The organism is Streptomyces durocortorensis, from assembly GCF_016901035.1.
In the GTDB taxonomy this organism is placed as follows: domain Bacteria; phylum Actinomycetota; class Actinomycetes; order Streptomycetales; family Streptomycetaceae; genus Streptomyces; species Streptomyces durocortorensis.
Window position 1 is genome coordinate 5,937 of the sequence record NZ_JAFEUF010000120.1, and the last position, 15,558, is coordinate 21,494.

A 15,558-nucleotide genomic window follows, 5' to 3' on the forward strand; every position below is an offset into this window, starting at 1 on the left:
TCTCGGTCCCGCGTTTTATTAAATCCCCCCCCTCGCTCTTTAACCCCCCCCCCCGCGGGGGGGCCCCCCCCCCCCGGGGGGGGGGGCCCCCCCCCCCCCGTCGGATGCCTCGGCGATCAGTGGAAGAAGTGGCGCGTGCCGGTGAAGTACATGGTCACGCCCGCCTTCTTCGCGGCCTCGATCACCAGCTCGTCGCGGACGGATCCGCCGGGCTGGACGACGGCCTTGATCCCGGCGGCCGTGAGGATCTCCAGGCCGTCCGGGAACGGGAAGAACGCGTCCGACGCGGCGTACGAGCCGGCGGCCCGCTCCTCGCCCGCTCGCTCGACGGCGAGCTTGGCGGAGTCGACCCGGTTGACCTGGCCCATGCCGACGCCGACCGACGCGCCGTCCTTGGCGAGGAGGATCGCGTTGGACTTGACCGCGCGGGAGGCCTTCCAGGCGAAGGCCAGCTCCTTCAGCTCCGCCTCCGAGAGCGCGTCGCCCGTGGCGAGCGTCCAGTTGGCCGGGTCGTCGCCCTCGGCCTGGAGGCGGTCGGTGACCTGGAGCAGCGCGCCGCCGTCGATCGGCTTGACCTCGGTCGTGGCGGACGGGGCCTCGGGGGCGCGGAGGACGCGGATGTTCTTCTTGCGGGCCAGCACCTCGACGGCGCCGTCCTCGTAGGCCGGGGCGACGATGACCTCGGTGAAGATCTCCGCGACCTGCTCGGCCAGCTCGACGGTCACCGGGCGGTTGACGGCGATGACGCCGCCGAACGCGGAGAGCGGGTCGCAGGCGTGCGCGTTGCGGTGCGCGGCCGCGACGTCGTCGGCGATGGCGATGCCGCACGGGTTGGCGTGCTTGATGATCGCGACGCAGGGCTCGGCGTGGTCGTAGGCGGCGCGGCGGGCTGCGTCGGTGTCCGTGTAGTTGTTGTAGGACATCTCCTTGCCGTGCAGCTGCTCGGCCTCGGCGAGACCGCCGTCGCCGGAGGTGTAGAGCGCGGCGGGCTGGTGCGGGTTCTCGCCGTAGCGCAGGACGTTCTTGCGCGTGTACGTGTCACCGAGGAACTCGGGCAGGCCCGAGTCGTCGGCGGCCGCGTAGTCGTCCGCGAACCAGGAGGCGACGGCCACGTCGTACGCGGCGGTGTGCTGGAACGCCTCGGCGGCCAGCCGCTTGCGGGCGGTCAGGTCGAAGCCGCCGTCCTTGACGGCGGCGAGGACGTCCGCGTACCGCTCGGGGCTCGTGACGACGGCCACGGAGGGGTGGTTCTTGGCGGCGGCGCGGACCATCGAGGGGCCGCCGATGTCGATCTGCTCGACGCACTCGTCGTCGGAGGCGCCCGAGGCGACGGTCGCCTTGAACGGGTAGAGGTTCACCACGACCAGGTCGAAGGGCTCGACGCCCAGCTCGGCGAGCTGCTCGCGGTGGGCGTCGAGGCGCAGGTCGGCGAGGATGCCGGCGTGGACGCGGGGGTGCAGCGTCTTGACGCGGCCGTCCAGGCACTCGGGGAAGCCGGTGAGCTCCTCGACCTTGGTGACCGGCACTCCGGCGGCGGCGATCTTCCCGGCGGTCGAGCCGGTGGAGACGAGTTCGACGCCCGCCTCGTGCAGACCGCGGGCGAGGTCTTCGAGCCCCGTCTTGTCGTAGACACTGACCAGGGCGCGGCGGATGGGCTTATTCACCGACATGACCGAGATGAACCTTTCGTCCCTCAATGCGACAGCCGTCACGGGCGATCCGCCCCACGGCCTCGACGAGCAGCGTGCGCTCGACTTCCTTGATGCGTTCGTGGAGGGCGGCTTCGCCCTCCGGGGTGTCCTCCTCGGTCACCTCGACCACGCCCTGCGCGATGATCGGACCGGTGTCGACACCGTCGTCGACGAAGTGGACGGTGCAGCCCGTGACCTTGACGCCGTACGCGAGTGCGTCACGCACTCCGTGGGCGCCGGGGAAGCTGGGCAGCAGGGCGGGGTGGGTGTTGACGGTCCGGCCGCCGAAGGCGGCGAGGAACGCCGGGCCCACGATCTTCATGAAACCGGCGGAGACGACGAGGTCCGGCCGGTGCTCGGCGACGGCCGCGGTGAGCGCCTCGTCCCACGCGGCGCGGCTCGCGTGGTCCTTCACCTTGCACACGAACGTGGGGATTCCGGCCTGCTCCGCACGCTCCACGCCACCGGTCCCGGAGCGGTCCGCGCCGACCGCGACGATCCGCGCCCCGTACCCCTCGGGGTCGCCACCGATGGCGTCGAGGAGCGCCTGAAGATTCGTACCGGATCCGGAGACCAGCACGACCAGCCGGGCAGGAGATGCGGGGGTGGGCGGGGAGGCCACGTCGGGGCCCTTTCTCACGTGATGACCGCGTGGTGACGCAGGTGCGGCATGCTCTTTGTAGGGTCGTACGAATCAATCGCCTCGCCCGATACGGGGAACCCTACGAACGGGCCGACCGTCAGCAACGATACCGGCACACCCGACGGCCCCCACGGGACGGGGGCGTGACCGGGAGGTAGCGTCAGGGGACAGCGAGCCGTCCACCGGGCGGACGAACCGTCCTTCGGGCGGACATGACGAGATGGGGAAGACGTTCACCACATGCCGGACCGACGCCGTCGCACCGCCTTCCGCTTCCCCCGGCCCGAGCGGTCCGCTCCGCTGATGCGGGAACGCCAGTCCTCTTCGCCGGACTCCTCCTCCGGATCCGCGCCGGGCTCCGGCTCCGGCTCCGACTCCTCCTCCGACCGGAAGCCGCAGGAGGACAACCCGTTCGCCGCGCCGCCCGCGGACCGGCCTGACCAGCCGTGGGAGCCGCGCCGCCCCGCCGCGTCCAAGGGGTCGGACGAGTCCGGCGAGAACGGCTCCGGTTCCTCCGGGAGCCGCCCGGCCTGGGGCAGCCAGTGGAGCAGCAAGCAGCCCGGCCGGGGCAACGGCGGCTTCGGCGGCCGCCCCGGCGGGAACGGCGCCGGCGGCCCGGGAGGCAAGGGCGACCCCGATGGCGGCCGCCCGGGCGGACTGCGCTGGGATCCGACCGACCCCGCACAGCGGCGTGCCCGCTACGCGGTGCTCGGCGGTATGTGGGCCTTCTTCTTCGCCCTCTTCGACTTCCCGGAGATCGCCCTGCTGCTGGGCGCGCTCTCGACGTACTGGGCGATCAGCGCGCTCCGCACCCCGCTGAAGAACTCCTCCGCCACCACGGACCGCACGGCGGCGGACGGCGGCTCCGCGGCCTCCCCCGCTTCCCCCTCCTCGGCCGCTTCTCCTGCTTCGGCCGCGTCGGCCGCGTCGACCGGTTCGCCGCAGAACATCAGCAGCAGGCAGCAGACCACGGCGGCGGTCGGCGGCCTGGTGACCGCGCTGCTGGCGCTGCTCATCGTGGCGACGTCGTACACCGTGCAACTGGTCTACCGCGACTACTACACGTGCGTGGACGACGCCCTGACCAAGTCCGCCTCGGTGGCCTGCAACGACAAGCTTCCGAAGCCGCTGGAGCCGTTCTTCGGCGTCAAGGAGTAGGCCCCGGTCCGCCCGGCTCCGCCGCCGGGCGCTCCGGGACGGGATCGGGGCGGTCAGCCTGACCGGCGCGATCAGCGGAGCCAGCGCGACCAGAGCGATCAGCAGGACCAGCAGAACCAGCGATACCAACGGGGAAGTCGGCCATCAGTCCGCCGGAGCCCCGCTTCAGGGAGGCCCAACGGGCCTCCCTGGTGTCTTTCCCGTGCCACGGGTCGGTCGGCAGGAAGTCGTACGGCTCGAACCCCGCGTCGCCCTGTTCCGCCGCCCGGCCGTGCAGCGCACCGGAGGCCGCTTCGGGCGCCGAGCCGGGGGCCGGTACGGAGGAGGAGGCCGGTGATACGGGACCACTCGGCCCCGCATCACCGGACTCGCCCGACACCCCGCCCCGCCCGCGCCACGGTGCCCACCACCGGCGCGGACGCCCGACGGCGTCTCCTGCCTCGTCTTCGCCCTCCTCCTCGGGCTCCTCTCCCTCGGCCTCGGCCTCGGCCGCCGGGGGCTCGTCCGCCTCGGCGGCGTCCCTGCGCCAGGCCCAACCGGGGGTACGCAGGCGCCACATGCGCAGCAGCAGAGCCGCCGGTACGCCGAAGACGGCCGTCCACACCAGCGCCGCCGGGCCGGTCAGCCACCACACCGGGCCGAACGCGCTCAGCGCCCCGGTGCCGAGCGGCCCGCCGGCCACCGCCGTGAGCAGGGCCGTTCCCACACCGCACCCGAGCGCGGCGAGCAGGGTCACCAGCACCGTCTCGCGCGGGCTCCAGGCCCGGGCACGGGGCGCGTCGGCGGGGGCGGCCCTGCGTACGGTGAACCAGGCGACCGCCAGCGCGGCCACCACCGGCACCGCGAGGGCCGCCCAGTTGGGCAGGGAGCCCGGCCCCTGGTCCGGCACCGCCGCCAGCAGCGGGAAGCGGGGCACCGCGGGGGTGCCGTCGAGGCCCAGCGGGGTGGCGGTGGCTCCCGTACCGAGCGAGAAGCCGGGCCCGAGCCCGTACGCCGCTCCCCACAGCGCGGCGTTCGGCACGAGCGAAACGGCCAGCAGGAGCACGGCGATGCGGCCCGACCAGTCGCCCGCGAGCGCCAGGAACGTGTCCTGAGCCGCCGCCGCGTCACGGCCGAGCGCCACCGCGACCAGCAGCGCACCACCGCCGAGCAGCACCGTCACGCCCGCCGCCGCCGACCGGCACGCGGCCTCGACCCGGCGGCGGAAGAGGGACCGCGCGACGGCCTCCTGAAACGCCAGGGGCGACCAGGACGGCGGCGGCCCGAACGGCCGCCCGGCCGCCGTCCACACCCCGGCCGCCGCCGCACCGGCCACCACCAGCGCGACCGGGAACACCAGCGTGTCCGGGTCCGCGCGCAGCGGGCCGCCCCGCGCATAGGCCGCCGCCCCTGCCACGACCAGCAGATATCCCGCGGTCACCGCGCAGAACGCGCCCGCCCGCGAGGGCCCGGTCCGCCCCTCCTCCGGCTCCGCCGCATCGCGCGCCGCCCGATGTGCCAGCCAGACCGGGCCCAGCGCGAGGAGCAGCGGCACCATCCCCACGGGCGCGGGTACACCGCTCAGGGTGTCGGGCCGCACGAGTCCGGCGCCGTGCGCGAGCAGCCAGACCCCGGCCGCTGCGCGCAGCGCCCCGCCCGGTCCGCTGTCCGGGTACGGGGAGCTGATCCACACCACCATGACCAGCACCGCCAGCGACCCGAGGCCGAGCCCGGCGGCGACGACACCCTTCACCAGGGCGGAGAGGAGAGCGAGGGTCCGGTTCCGTTCCACCGTCACCTTCGGGCTGCGTTGCGTCATTTGGGTCACGCGGCCCATGCTGCCAACGACACGCGCTTATCCCGCGTAACGCGCGAACAGCCGCCGTGTCGCTCAATATACGTTTATGTACTTTTTCACCCAGTGCGGCGCTGCCGGGGGTCGTCCATGACCCGGAGCACGACCGACGAGGCCGCCGCGCCGCCGCTGCCCTCCCCCAAGGAGCGCCGCAGGCTGCGCGAGGCGAAATCGTTGAGCGAGGAGCAGGTGGCGGCGGCGGTCGGCGTCACGCGCGCCACCGTGCGCTCCTGGGAGACGGGGCGCACGAGCCCGCGCGGCCGCAAGCGCGCGCTGTACGCGAAGCTGCTCGCCCCCGAACCGGCGGCACCCCCCACGACCGCACCGCCGGCGCCCCCGGTGCCGGCAGCGCCGCCCCCCGCACCCCCAGTGGCTCCGGAATCAGTCGTTGAAGCCGCCCCGGAAGCCCCGGCGCAGGCCTCGGCCGCTCCCCCGACCGAAGCAGCGAAGGCAGGGGCTCAGGCCGAAGCCCAGGCAGGAGCGCCCGGCGCAGAGACCCATGCCGAAGCCCAGACGGAAGCGCCCGGCGCGGGGCGTCTTTCACCCGCCGAGGCGTTCGACGAGCTGTACGCCCGCACCGCCCCCGGCCTGGTCCGGCAGGCCTACCTGCTGACCGGCCGCCGCGCCCTGGCCCGCGAGTCCGTCGAGCACGGCTTCCAACTGGCCTGGCAGCGCTGGCCCGAGGTGGCCGTCGACCGTGATCCGGCGGGCTGGGTGCGCGCGGCGGCCTACGAGTACGCGATGTCGCCCTGGCACCGGCTGCGCCGCTCGCACCGGCACCCCGACGCACCGCCCACGGAGCCGGGGAAGCAGGCGCTGTTCGAGGCGCTGCTCGACCTGCCCCCGGCCTACCGGCGCACGCTGCTCCTGTACGACGGGGTCGGCCTCGACCTTCCGGAGACCGCGGCGGAGACGGAGGCCAGCACCCCGGCGGCGGCCGGCCGTCTGATGACCGCCCGCGCCGCCGTCGCCGAGCGGCTCCCCGAACTGGCGGTCGCCGCATCGCCCGCCGAGCAGTCGGCCCTGCTGCACGACCGGCTCGGCGGCCTCGCCCGCGCCGAGCACGTACCCGTACCGCGGTCGGCCCGTGCCGTGCGCACCGGCAGCGAGAACAAGGCCAGGCTGTGGACCCGGGCGGCCGTCGCGGGCGTCGCGCTGCTCATCGCCGTCACCGGGCTGACCCTGCACACCGCGCCCACCCACTACGAGCCGCCGATCTCCCCCGCCGAACGGGTCGGGGGCGTACCGCCGCGCGGTGGTCCGCAGAAGCTCACCGCACAGGACCTGAAGCTCCAGAAGTCGCTGAGCGAGCAGCTGGCGCACGGCCCGGAACGGCTGGTTCCGCAGCTGGAGTGAGCCGGACGGCCGGTACGTACGCGAACGGCGCGGGCCCGCACCCCTTTTCGATCAGGGGTGCGGGCCCGCGCCGTTACGCGTGTCCCTGGGGCCTGTGTCAGGCGCCGAGGATCTCGCGCGCCAGCTTGGCGGTCTCGGTCGGCGTCTTGCCGACCTTCACGCCGGCGGCCTCAAGGGCCTCCTTCTTCGCCTGGGCGGTGCCCGAGGAGCCGGAGACGATGGCACCGGCGTGGCCCATGGTCTTGCCCTCGGGGGCGGTGAAGCCCGCGACGTAGCCGACGACCGGCTTGGTGACGTTCGCCTTGATGAAGTCGGCGGCACGCTCCTCGGCGTCGCCGCCGATCTCGCCGATCATCACGATGAGGTCGGTGTCGGGGTCGGCCTCGAACGCCGCGAGGGCGTCGATGTGCGTCGTGCCGATGACCGGGTCGCCACCGATGCCGACGGCGGAGGAGAAGCCGATGTCACGGAGCTCGTACATCATCTGGTAGGTCAGCGTGCCGGACTTGGACACGAGACCGATGCGGCCGGGCTTGGTGATGTCGCCCGGGATGATGCCGGCGTTGGACTGGCCCGGGGTGATGAGACCGGGGCAGTTCGGGCCGATGATCCGGGTCTTGTTGCCCTTCTCGTTGGCGTACGCCCAGAAGGCGGCCGAGTCGTGAACGGCGATGCCCTCGGTGATGACGACCGCGAGCGGGATCTCGGCGTCGATCGCCTCGACGACGGCGGCCTTCGAGAAGGCCGGCGGCACGAAGAGGACGGACACGTTCGCGCCGGTCTTCTCCATCGCCTCGGCGACGGAACCGAAGACCGGTACCTCGGTGCCGTCGAAGTCGACGGACGTACCGGCCTTGCGCGGGTTGACGCCACCGACGATGTTGGTGCCGTCACCGAGCATGAGCTTGGTGTGCTTCATGCCCGTGGCGCCGGTCATCCCCTGGACGATGACCTTGCTGTCCTTGGTGAGGAAGATAGCCATGGTGTTGGAGTCCCTCGTCCCTTACTTCGCAGCCGCGGCGAGCTCGGCGGCCTTGTCGGCCGCGCCGTCCATGGTGTCCACGCGCTGCACGAGCGGGTGGTTGGCGTCGGAGAGGATCTTGCGACCCAGCTCCGCGTTGTTGCCGTCGAGACGCACGACCAGCGGCTTCTCGACCTTCTCGCCCTTGGACTCCAGGAGCGCGAGCGCCTGCACGATGCCGTTGGCGACCTCGTCGCAGGCGGTGATGCCACCGAAGACGTTGACGAAGACGGACTTGACGTCCGGGTCGCCGAGGATGATCTCCAGGCCGTTCGCCATGACCTCGGCGGAGGCGCCGCCACCGATGTCGAGGAAGTTGGCGGGCTTCACGTTGCCGTGGTTCTCACCGGCGTACGCGACGACGTCCAGGGTCGACATGACCAGGCCGGCGCCGTTGCCGATGATGCCGACCTCGCCGTCCAGCTTGACGTAGTTGAGGTTCTTGGCCTTGGCGGCAGCCTCGAGCGGGTTGGCTGCGTCCTTGTCCTCCAGAGCCTCGTGCTCCGGCTGGCGGAAGTCGGCGTTCTCGTCGAGCGAGACCTTGCCGTCCAGCGCCAGGATCCGGCCGTCCTTGGTCTTCACCAGCGGGTTGACCTCGACGAGGAGCGCGTCCTCGGCGACGAAGGTCTCCCACAGGGTCACCAGGGCCTCGGCGACACCCTCGGCCACGTCGGCCGGGAACTTCGCCTGGGCCACGATCTCGCGGGCCTTGACGATGTCCACGCCGGAGTTGGAGTCGACCGGGACCTTCGCGAGGGCCTCGGGGGTCTTCTCCGCGACCTCCTCGATGTCCATGCCGCCCTGCACCGAGGCCATGGCCAGGAAGGTGCGGTTGGTGCGGTCGAGGAGGTACGAGACGTAGTACTCCGCCTCGATCTCCGGGGACAGCTCGGCGATCATCACCTTGTGGACCGTGTGGCCCTTGATGTCCATACCGAGAATGTCGGTCGCCCGGGCGACGGCCTCGTCGGCGTCGCCGGCCAGCTTGACGCCGCCGGCCTTGCCGCGGCCGCCGACCTTCACCTGCGCCTTGACGACAGACTTGCCGCCCAGCTTCTCGGTCGCCTCGCGGGCTGCCTCAGGCGTGTCGATCACTTCACCGGCCAGCACCGGTACACCGTGCTTGGCGAAGAGGTCCCTCGCCTGGTACTCGAACAGGTCCACGCGCGTCCGTCCCTTTTAGTGGTCTCGCGGTTCGTTCTTCTGCGTGGGCGTGCCGCGAAGGGCAACGTGACTGCGCTGTCACTAGGGAGGCATACACGGTGTCCGCGTACGCGGCATGTCCATCCGGCAGGTTATCCCCGCGCTCCGCGTGGCCCTAAATCGCAGATCACACCTGAGCGGTGATAACGGTCACAGAGGGTGGCCCTCTCCGGCTCCCGGACGGGGCTCGCCGGGAGCCGGAGAGGGCTGTTCTGCAGCCGGAGCACCCGGCCCGGGCCCCCTTGGGCCGGATGCTCCGCCACGGCGAATCGCTCGCGCCGCTTACGCCGCTCGCGTGTCTACGCCGCTCGTGCTTACGGCGCTCGCGTGTTTACGCCGCTCGTGCATACGGCGCTCGCGTGTTTACGCCGCTCGCGCTTACGCCGCTCGTGCTTACGGCGCCCTCGCGCTCTACCGCGTCGGCACCGCGTCCGTCACGAAGGACGGGGTGACCGAGGTGAGGCCCTGGACGCCCGCGCCCGCGTGACCGACAGCAGGACGGGCGTCCTCGCGGACCGTGTCCGTCAGGCCGCCCGCGAACGGGCGGGCCTGCGCGCCGACGCCCTCGGCCAGCGGCTGCACCCGGGTGGTGACCCCCTGGGCGAACGGTGCGACCGCGTCCCCGGTCAGTCCTTCCGCGAGCGGCTGCACCTCGGAGGCGACGCCCCCGGCGAACGGCACGGCCGCGCCGGTGACACCGGCCGCCAGCGGCTGGACCTCGGTCGTGACGCCCTGCACGAAGGGTGCGGCGGCGTCGCCGACGACGCCCTGGGCGAACGGCGCGACCTCACCGACGACGCCCTGCGCGAGCGTGCCGACGTCGCCGACCGCCTGTCCGACGACCGGGAGCGCGGCGTCGACCGCGCCCGCGGCGAGCGGCGGCAGCACGGAGTCGGACGTCTGCCCGACCACGGGCCCGGCCTCGGCCAGTGCGCCCTGGACGGCGGCCGGCGCCTGGTTCTGCGCGTAGCCGGGGATCTGCTCGATCGGCCCGAAGAGGTAGTCGATCTCGTCGACCGGCGCCGCCGGAACCTGCACGTCGGGGAACTGAGCGTCGGGGAACCGGCCGGCTCCGGGCAGCTGCTGTACGTCGCCGAGCGACGGGGCCTCGGGGGTCTCCGGGATCTCCGGAGTCTGCGGCGCGCGCACCTGTGACGGGAGGCTGTCCCGTACGTCGGCCGCACCGGTGGCCTTGCTCCCGGCCTCCGTCAGCGTGTCCTTGACGCCGTCGATGCCGTCGACACCGCCTATGCGGTCGATGCGGTCGGCGGCCTTGGTGTCGGTGACGTCCTTCACGTCCTTGACGACCTTGGCGTCGGTGACGTCCTTGACGGCCGTCGCGTCCTTGACGCCCTCGACGGCCTCCGTCGCGTCGGAGGCCTCGGCCGCCAGGTCCGGGGTGGAGAGCGGTACGGAGACGGGCAGTTCGGCCGCGCTCGCCGCGGCGGTGCCGAGCGCCCACATACCGGTGGCGGTGGCGGCTACGGCTATGGATCGGCGCATGTTCTTGTGCATGGGTGTGTCAGATCCTTCGAAGATGTTCGGCAGTCCGGAGAAGTCCGGACGCGGGCAGACCTGTTCCGCCCCCGCGCGGCAGGTCGAGGCGGGGGAACGGCCTGCCCTAGCCGGGGAATTCGAGGATCTCGCCGGATCTGTCGGGTATCGGGGCTACGGTCGCCGGGAGGCCGGCTCCCCGGACGAGCGCGGTGTACGGACCGCCCGGGGCCGGGGTCGCGTGCAGGTCGCCGCCGCGCGGCCCCTGGGCATCGGCCACCGCCGTACGCACGAGGTCGCCGCACGGGCCGAACGGTGCGCGGTCCTGCGTGGGCGTCGGCGCGGGCGCAGCACTCTGTGCGGGCCCGGCGTCCGGCGTGCCGGAGCTGTCCGGACCGGCCGGGGCGAGGCTCGACGCGGCCCCGCTGCTACGGTCGCGGCCGCCCGTGCGCTCGGCCGAGGCGTCCGCCCCGGCGTCGCCCGGTGTCGCGGTGCCGCCTCCGGCGCCACGGCCGGTGTCCGGCAAGGGCGCTGACGGAGCACCCGGTGCGTCCGGTGCGCCGACGGGCACGGGCAGCACGGAGAGGAGCGGAGGGAGCCCCGGCAGGGACGGCACCAGGGGCCGCACCTCACCGGCGATCCGGTCGACGGCGTCACCCGCTCCCCCGACCACGGCGTCGCCCAGGCGAGCGGGTGCGGCTGCAACCTCAGGCGCGGGCACCGCGGCAAGGGCTTCGGCGGGCGCGGTGGGGTCGGCGAAGCCGCCGGGGTCGGTGAGGCCGCTGGGTTCAGCGATGTCGGTGGGATCCGGGACGTTGGTGGGGTCCGGGACGTTGGTGGGGTCGGCGGTGTCGGTGGGGTCCGTGGCCGATTTCCCCGGAGGTTCGGCGGTGGCCTTCTGCTCGCTCGGCCGCGCGGCCTGCTGCTGCGCGACTCGTTCCCCTGCCGCCCGGTCGCCCGAGTCGGTGATCGGCTCGACCGCCGCCTCGACTGCCTGCGCGGCCACCGGCTCGGCGGTCGGCTCGACGACCCGCTGAGCGGCAGGCTCGACTTCCGTGCGGGAGGCGGCATCCGGAGCCGCCTCCTTCGAGACGGCGTCCACCACGGAGGCGGTGAGCGGGCCCGGGTCCGGGCGCTCCTGCGCCTCCGCGCGGCCGCCCGTGAGGAGGCCGAGGGCCAGCAACCCGCCGAGGAACAGCGCCACCTGCACCGCGCGACGCCCCGCCGGTGCCCGCGTCGGGCGCGGGTCGGCAGCTGCGCGGGCAGCGGCGGTTGCGGTCACCTCGGGTGGCTCCTGGTACGCGGGCGGACGGAGACGCGGAGGCGGGGGCGGCGGAATGCGCCCCTCCGCGAACGACGGGTCGATGCTTGCACGAGCCCGTGGGGGTCACGCAAGTCCCTGGCTAGGGTTGGGCGTCCTTGTCCGGTATGGGCAGTGGCCTCTTCTCGATCGCGGCCGCCATGACGTCCGGGAAGAGATCCGGCGTACAGGCGAACGCGGGTGCGCCCAGCGCTCCGAGCGCCGCCGCGTGGTCGTGGTCGTACGCGGGTGCCCCCTCGTCGGAGAGTGCGAGCAGCGTCACGAACTGCACGCCGGAGGCCTTCATCGCGGCGACCCGCTTGAGCATCTCGTCGCGTATGCCGCCCTCGTAGAGGTCGCTGATGAGGACGACGACGGTGTCCGCGGGGCGGGTGATCCTCGACTGGCAGTAGGCGAGCGCCCGGTTGATGTCGGTGCCGCCGCCGAGCTGGGTGCCGAAGAGGGCGTCGACCGGGTCGTCGAGCTGGTCCGTGAGGTCGACGACCGCCGTGTCGAAGACGACGAGCCGGGTCGAGAGGGTGCGCATGGAGGCGAGCACCGCTCCGAAGACGGAGGCGTGGACGACGGATGCGGCCATCGAGCCCGACTGGTCGACGCACAGGACGATGTCCTTCTCGGCGGACCGGGAGGCGCGCCCGTAGCCGATGAGGCGCTCGGGAACGATCGTGCCCCTCCCCTCCCCTCTGTCTCCACTACCTCCCGGGACGGGGAGGTAGTTCTTGAGGTTGGCCCGGATGGTCCGGTTCCAGTCGATGTCCCGGTGGCGCGGCCGGCTGATCCGCGCCGCGCGGTCCAGGGCCCCGGTCAGGGTGGCTCTGGTGCGGCTCTCCAGCCGTTTCTCCAGATCTTCGACGACCTTGCGGACGACGGCGCGGGCGGTCTCCTTCGTCGTCTCGGGCATCGCCTTGCCGAGGGAGAGCAGGGTGCCGACGAGGTGGACGTCCGGCTCGACCGCCTCCAGCATCTCCGGCTCCAGGAGCAGGGTCTCCAGGCCGAGCCGGTCGATCGCGTCGCGCTGCATGACCTGGACGACGGAGCTGGGGAAGTAGGTCCGGATGTCGCCGAGCCAGCGGGCGACGGAGGGCGCGGACGCCCCGAGCCCCGCCGAACGGCCGGCGGAGCCCCGGCCGCCGGGCTGCTTTCCCGCGTCGCCGCCGTACAGCGCGTTCAACGCACCGTCCATCGCCGCGTCCTGGCCGGTGAGGGCGTACCCGGTGCTGTCGGCGCCGTCCGCGCCGAGCACCAACCGCCAGCGCCGCAGCCGTTCGGCGTCGGGCGGCTGTGCTGTCGCCTCCGACGGGTCCGTTCTCGTGGTCTCCAGCGGGTCCGTTCTCGTGGTCTCCATCGGGTCCGTCCTCGTCGTCGTCATACGGCCGCCTCCGCGGGCTCGGGCGGGCGGCCGAGGAGCAGGCGCAGCACCGGCTCCACCGCGTCGGCCCTGGCCCGGTCGAGCCCGGGTCCGAAGCCTCCGGGCGCCCGGCCGGCGTCGACCCGGCGGACGCCCTCGGGGGCGGGCCCGCGCCGGACCAGCTCGCCGAGCGTGCGCCGCACGCCCGGTTCGTACGCGGAGAACGTGCGGCGCAGCAGCGGCAGCACATCGGTGAACTGGTCGGCGGGGACACCGGTCAGCCAGGCGTCGACGAGGCCGAGCAGCCGTTCGTCGTGGACCAGCAGCATGCCGCCGCCCGACGCACCGCCGACGAACCCCTCGATCCAGGCGGCGGCGTCGGCGGGCGGGGTGCCAGGCGAGAGCGCCAGGCCCATCAGCCGAGCCGCCTCGTCCTCCGCGAGCCGTCCGTCGTCCAGGAGCAGCCGGGTGGCCCGGCCCCTGATGACCCCGGCGACCGTGTCCCGGGCCGCCAGCTTGTGCAGGGCGGCGTCCCAGCGTGTGCGCAGCCCTGTGTCCGGTTCCGCCCCTGCGGCCAGCAGGCCGATCGCCGCGTGTACGGCCTCTACGCGACCGCGCAGCGTCTCGGCGCCGTCCGTGTCGAGGCCGGTGCAGGCGGACGGCAGGCCGACGCAGATCCGCTCGGCGAGCCCGGCGGCGACCTCCGCGAGCGCCGCCGTGTCCGTGGCGCGCACGTCTCCGTACCGCAGGGAGCGGGCCAGGGCGGGCAGCGCGTCCGCGAGGTGGCCGACGTCCGCGTCGAGTGCGGCCCGGTCGGCGAGGGCCTTCATCACGACGGGCAGCGCGTCGGGCAGTTCGGCCAGGAGGCAGTGCTCGGCGAGTGCCGTGACGTCGGCCAGTGCCGTCGCCGCCACGGCCCCCGCCTCGGCCTTCGCGGTGGCGGCGGTGAGGACGGTGGTGCCCCACATGCCGGCCTCCGCTACCCGGACGTACAGCTCCGGTTCCCAGCTCAGCCGCCAGCTCTCCCGGAAGGTTCCGGTGCTGCCGCGCCCCGCGACCGGGTCGCCCCAGCCGACGTCGAGGAGGCGCAGCCGGTGCAACAGGCGGCTGCGGGCGGCGTCGGTCTCCTTGCGCAGATCGAGGTCCAGCTCGCGTCCCGACGCCTCCGGCTTGAGCCGGAGGGTGCGCTGGCTTCGGGTCAGGTCCCGTTGCAGCGGGACGGCCGGGGCGGCGTCCGGCACTTCGCCGAGGCTCTCGCCGACGATCAGCCGGTCCCGGACGAGGGCGAGCGGGACGTCGGACCCCTCGCACATGACGGCCCGCACGGCGTCGGTCGTCTCGCCCAGGCCGGCCAGCGGTCGGCCCCGGAGGGCGGCGAGGGTCTCGGCGAGCCGGACGGCCTCGATGACATGGGCGGTGGAGACGGGCCGGTCCTCCGCGCGCAGCAGCCCGGCGACCTTGGTCATCCACCGCTCGATCGGCCGGTCGGCCGTGTCGAAGAGGTGCCCGTACCAGCCGGGCGAGTCGATCCCGGCCCCGTATCCGCTGTGCCGGGCGAGCCGGCGGTGGGTCCAGGGCACCCAGGTCAGGTCGGCCTTGACCTTCGGGAGGCCCTTGAGCAGGGCGCGGTCGGCGGCGAGGGTGGTGCGCGCGGCGAGAGCGGGGACGTGCCAGGCGCCGCAGACGACGGCGACGGCGTCCCCGAACTCCTTGCGCGCGGTACGCAGCTGGATCCGCATGTACGCCTCGCGCACCGCGTCCCGGGGCTGCCCGCCGTCGCCGTACGCCTCGCGGAGCGCGCCCATGGCCTCCGCCAGCGCGACGAACGGCGCGAGCGCGCCCGCACCGCCCGCCTCTCCCGCAGCGCCCGGTGAACGGTGTTCGACGACGTCCTCCCACCAGCGTTCCGGGTCGTCGTACCCGGCGGTCCCGGCGAGCACCCGGATCGGATCGACGACCGGCGTGACCTCTTCCCCGGCTTCCCCGGCCTTCTCGGCTTTCCCGGCTTTCTCGGTTTCCCCGGCCTCCTCGGCTTCCCCGGTCCGCTCCCCCGGCGCGTCGCCGCCCTCCGGGCCCGGCGCGGGTTCCTTGAGCGCGAGGGAGTGGGCGGCGGGCAGGTCGATGAAGCGGACCGGGACGTCGTGGTCGAGGGCCCAGCGGATGGCCACCCACTCGGGCGAGAACGCGGCCATCGGCCAGAAGGAGGCCCTCCCCGGGTCGTCCACGGCGTGCGCGAGCAGCGCGACGGGCGGACGCATCTGCGGGTCGGCGGCCAGGGGCAGCAGCGCGTCGCCCTCCGGCGGCCCCTCGATGAGGACGGCGGCGGGGGGGGGCGCCCCCCGCGCGGGGCGGGCCCCCCCCGCCCCCCCCGGGCCGTGGTGGCGCCCCCCCAGGAGCCCGGGCCCCGGGGGGGGGGGGCCCCCCCGCCCCCCCCCGCCGCCGCCCCCCCCGGGGGTGTGTTGGGGGGGGGCAGGTAAAGCCGGCGCCGG

The 15,558-nt window shown here is 73.9% G+C and carries 11 protein-coding genes; 2 read left to right on the forward strand and 9 right to left on the reverse strand.

Annotated elements, in window-relative coordinates:
• Nucleotides 1-116: 116 nt before the first annotated feature.
• Together purH and purN are read right to left on the reverse strand one after the other, a co-directional pair.
• Nucleotides 117-1,670, reverse strand: a complete 1,554-nt coding sequence (purH, locus tag JS521_RS21495) for a bifunctional phosphoribosylaminoimidazolecarboxamide formyltransferase/IMP cyclohydrolase (protein ID WP_205084578.1) — start codon at nt 1,668-1,670, stop codon at nt 117-119.
• Nucleotides 1,657-2,313 (reverse strand): phosphoribosylglycinamide formyltransferase, encoded by a 657-nt coding sequence (gene purN, locus JS521_RS21500; RefSeq protein WP_205084579.1) that lies wholly within the window; start codon nt 2,311-2,313, stop codon nt 1,657-1,659. The genes purH and purN overlap by 14 nt, the downstream gene beginning before the upstream one ends.
• 261 nt (nt 2,314-2,574) lie before the next feature.
• Here purN and JS521_RS21505 point away from each other — a divergent pair, with 261 nt between their 5' ends.
• Entirely contained in the window at nt 2,575-3,492 is a 918-nt protein-coding gene (locus JS521_RS21505; RefSeq protein ID WP_205084580.1) for a hypothetical protein, read from the forward strand.
• Here JS521_RS21505 and JS521_RS21510 read toward each other — a convergent pair.
• Entirely contained in the window at nt 3,482-5,290 is a 1,809-nt protein-coding gene (locus JS521_RS21510; RefSeq protein WP_205084584.1) for a cell division protein PerM, read from the reverse strand. The two genes, JS521_RS21505 and JS521_RS21510, sit on opposite strands and share 11 nt — an antisense overlap.
• Before the next feature lie 126 nt (nt 5,291-5,416).
• Here JS521_RS21510 and JS521_RS21515 point away from each other — a divergent pair, with 126 nt between their 5' ends.
• Nucleotides 5,417-6,682 (forward strand): helix-turn-helix domain-containing protein, encoded by a 1,266-nt coding sequence (locus JS521_RS21515; protein WP_205084581.1) that lies wholly within the window; start codon nt 5,417-5,419, stop codon nt 6,680-6,682.
• A gap of 97 nt (nt 6,683-6,779) precedes the next feature.
• Here the strand turns inward: JS521_RS21515 and sucD are convergent, their stop codons facing one another.
• From sucD to JS521_RS21545, 6 genes are all read right to left on the reverse strand, one after another.
• Nucleotides 6,780-7,664 (reverse strand): succinate--CoA ligase subunit alpha, encoded by an 885-nt coding sequence (gene sucD / locus JS521_RS21520; protein ID WP_030798718.1) that lies wholly within the window; start codon nt 7,662-7,664, stop codon nt 6,780-6,782.
• 21 nt (nt 7,665-7,685) lie between these two features.
• On the reverse strand, nt 7,686-8,867 hold the full coding sequence (gene sucC, locus JS521_RS21525; protein ID WP_010058658.1) for an ADP-forming succinate--CoA ligase subunit beta: 1,182 nt from the start codon (nt 8,865-8,867) through the stop codon (nt 7,686-7,688).
• 450 nt (nt 8,868-9,317) lie between these two features.
• The gene (locus JS521_RS21530; RefSeq protein ID WP_205084582.1) at nt 9,318-10,421 is read right to left on the reverse strand and encodes a hypothetical protein; all 1,104 of its coding nucleotides are present in this window, start codon (nt 10,419-10,421) and stop codon (nt 9,318-9,320) included.
• Nucleotides 10,422-10,527: 106 nt separating this feature from the next.
• Nucleotides 10,528-11,682, reverse strand: coding sequence for a hypothetical protein (locus tag JS521_RS21535; RefSeq protein WP_205084583.1), 1,155 nt, complete (start codon nt 11,680-11,682; stop codon nt 10,528-10,530).
• A 121-nt stretch (nt 11,683-11,803) separates the two neighbouring features.
• Nucleotides 11,804-13,090: a VWA domain-containing protein gene (locus JS521_RS21540; protein ID WP_239487614.1), complete on the reverse strand. Its 1,287-nt coding sequence runs from the start codon at nt 13,088-13,090 to the stop codon at nt 11,804-11,806.
• Nucleotides 13,087-15,462, reverse strand: a complete 2,376-nt coding sequence (locus JS521_RS21545; protein ID WP_205084586.1) for a DUF5682 family protein — start codon at nt 15,460-15,462, stop codon at nt 13,087-13,089. Before JS521_RS21545 ends, JS521_RS21540 begins: the two co-directional genes overlap by 4 nt.
• Nucleotides 15,463-15,558: the final 96 nt, after the last annotated feature.

Coding starts and splice junctions, on each gene's coding strand:
- JS521_RS21530 (WP_205084582.1), bottom strand. CDS start 10,421: ATGCACAAGAACATGCGCCGATCCATAGCCGTAGCCGCCACCGCCACC.
- JS521_RS21515 (WP_205084581.1), top strand. CDS start 5,417: ATGACCCGGAGCACGACCGACGAGGCCGCCGCGCCGCCGCTGCCCTCC.
- purH (WP_205084578.1), bottom strand. CDS start 1,670: ATGTCGGTGAATAAGCCCATCCGCCGCGCCCTGGTCAGTGTCTACGAC.
- JS521_RS21505 (WP_205084580.1), top strand. CDS start 2,575: ATGCCGGACCGACGCCGTCGCACCGCCTTCCGCTTCCCCCGGCCCGAG.
- sucD (WP_030798718.1), bottom strand. CDS start 7,664: ATGGCTATCTTCCTCACCAAGGACAGCAAGGTCATCGTCCAGGGGATG.
- JS521_RS21510 (WP_205084584.1), bottom strand. CDS start 5,290: ATGACGCAACGCAGCCCGAAGGTGACGGTGGAACGGAACCGGACCCTC.
- JS521_RS21540 (WP_239487614.1), bottom strand. CDS start 13,090: ATGACGACGACGAGGACGGACCCGATGGAGACCACGAGAACGGACCCG.